The 2167-nt window shown below is 43.2% G+C and carries 1 protein-coding gene and 1 pseudogene; one reads left to right on the plus strand and one right to left on the minus strand.

Features of this window, described 5'->3' with window-relative positions:
* Positions 1–922: pseudogene (locus AAA927_RS12815) on the plus strand (BREX-1 system adenine-specific DNA-methyltransferase PglX); the annotation flags it as partial.
* 64 nt (positions 923–986) lie between these two features.
* Here the strand turns inward: AAA927_RS12815 and AAA927_RS12820 are convergent.
* Entirely contained in the window at positions 987–2063 is a 1077-nt protein-coding gene (locus AAA927_RS12820) for a site-specific integrase (RefSeq protein WP_338218153.1), read from the minus strand.
* Positions 2064–2167: the final 104 nt, after the last annotated feature.

The following is a 2167-nucleotide window of genomic DNA, read 5'->3' on the forward strand; positions in this document are numbered from 1 at the left end:
TGAGCATAATCAAAATTGGACAGTAGAAGCCGCATATAATCAGTGGGCGCAAAAAGCCGCGGATCGTTTCAACCAGCTGAAAGCAAACGAAGAAGAACTGAATCGCATCTTCATCGATCTCTACGGCCTTCAAGATGAGCTAACCCCAGAAGTTGCTGACAAAGATGTCTCGGTGCGTAAAGCGGACCTACCACGTGACATCAAGGCTTTCCTGTCCTATTTCATTGGTGTTGTGTTTGGTCGGTACTCTCTTGATGTGTCTGGGTTGGCCTTCGCTGGTGGCGAATGGGACGCTTCAAAGTATCAAACGTTTAAACCAAATACTGATGATTTGATTCTGTTAACTGATGAGGATTACTTTGGGGATCAACGCGACATTATCAATCGCTTGAAGGAATTTCTGATGACTACTTTCGGTACAGAACATCTCAATGAAAATATTAGGTTCATTGCCGATGCTTTAGGTAAGAAGGGTGATACCCCAGAGGAACAAATCCGAAAGTACTTCCTCGATGATTTCTACAAAAAGGATCATCTTTCCACTTATCAGAAGCGCCCGATATACTGGCAGCTTTCTTCTGGTCGCCAGGGAGGGTTCCGAGCCTTGATGTACCTTCATCGTTACGATGAAAATACCCTCGCAATGGTCCGAACCTCGTACTTGCATCCGCTCCAAGAAGCATACGGTAATCGTCGAACGCAACTTAAGAATATGATTGAGGTCGAAGCCAATGCTAAGCAGCGTAACGCTATGACTAAAGAAGTTGCTAAGCTAGACAAACAGCTAGATGAGATCTCGAAGTACGATATTTCACTTCAGCACGTTGCCAACATGCACATTAAGTTGAATTTGGATGATGGTGTTTTGGTCAATCACGAAAAAGTTCAAGGCGGACAGAAGCTTCTCGATCCACTGAAATAGACAATAACACCCCTCAATCCTTGTGAGTGAGGGGTGTTGTTGTGCCAAGGAAAGTGCCAATTTTCTAAAGTGAAATAAGGTTAACGATTCTATCGGTATCCTTTTCTTCCAACTCTTTAATGACGTGCAGGTAGGTGGATTGAGTGGTCGTAATATTTGCATGTCCCAGGCGCTTAGACACGCTCAAGACACTGATACCTTGATAGAGCAAAATGGAGGCGTGCGTGTGGCGAAGGCCGTGGAAGGTGATTCTGGGCAAACTGTTCGAGCTCAGTAGATTGGTCAATACCTTGTTTATTTCTGCACTTACTGGCACTCGCCCATCATGGAGAAAAATAGGGGTGTCTGGTTCGTTTGAGTGTGCTGCAATATAAGAAGTTAATGCTTGATGGGTATGAGTATCGATCGTGATTTTACGTACCGAGCTTGGTGTCTTGGTCTTTTTGAAGCCAGTGCGATACTTATAATCCCAGGTTTTGTTGACACTGATGATATGACTGGCGCTGTCCAAATCAGTCGCAGTTAAGCCCACTATTTCCGCATAACGCATGCCAGTGACTGCTGCCAAATGAATAATGAGATGTTCTCGTGTTGCTAGGTTCAAGAGACTAAGCAAGATACGCCATTCTTTGTAGTCTAATGCCTTTTTGGGGTGTGAAATGTGATGGCCACTAATTACGATTTTTCGCGTCGGATCGAATGGTATTATTTTCTCGTCGAGTGCATCTAATAGTGCGGCTCGAATATGTTTGTGAAAGGTAGCAACGGTTCGTGGTGCGTGATCTTTGGCAAAGATATTAATGATTTCCTGGTAAGTCGATCGGGTGATATCTTTCAACAAAGTCTTTCCAAACAGTCGACGGATATGACCAAGGGTGTTGTAGTATTTGATGAGCGTAACTGCACTGACTGACTCTGCTTTGTAAAGCTCAACCCAATGTTCAAAGTATTCTGCTAAAGAAACATTTCCGGCTTGGTAGTGACGTACGCTAACGTATCGTGATCTAATATCACTGGCGGCTCTTTCTGCATCGCTCTTCAGTTCAAATCCAGACTTACGAAGCTTCTTGTACTTCCCGTTCAGATCTTTATATGAAATTTCGTATTGCCAAACATTTCCTCTTTTGCGATAGCTGACCATATTATTTAACACTCCTTTGTTTGATATAATTAATAATTTGGCACAAATTTGGCGCAAATGGTCTTATTTGACTGATTATTTTCAGAAATGCGAGTGTATGCTCA

Origin of the sequence: Lacticaseibacillus salsurivasis (genome assembly GCF_036246225.1) — a bacterium.
Lineage (GTDB): Bacteria > Bacillota > Bacilli > Lactobacillales > Lactobacillaceae > Lacticaseibacillus > Lacticaseibacillus salsurivasis.

Excerpts from the sequence above, each read along its gene's own strand:
- AAA927_RS12820 (WP_338218153.1), bottom strand. The coding sequence starts at position 2,063 with ATGGTCAGCTATCGCAAAAGAGGAAATGTTTGGCAATACGAAATTTCA.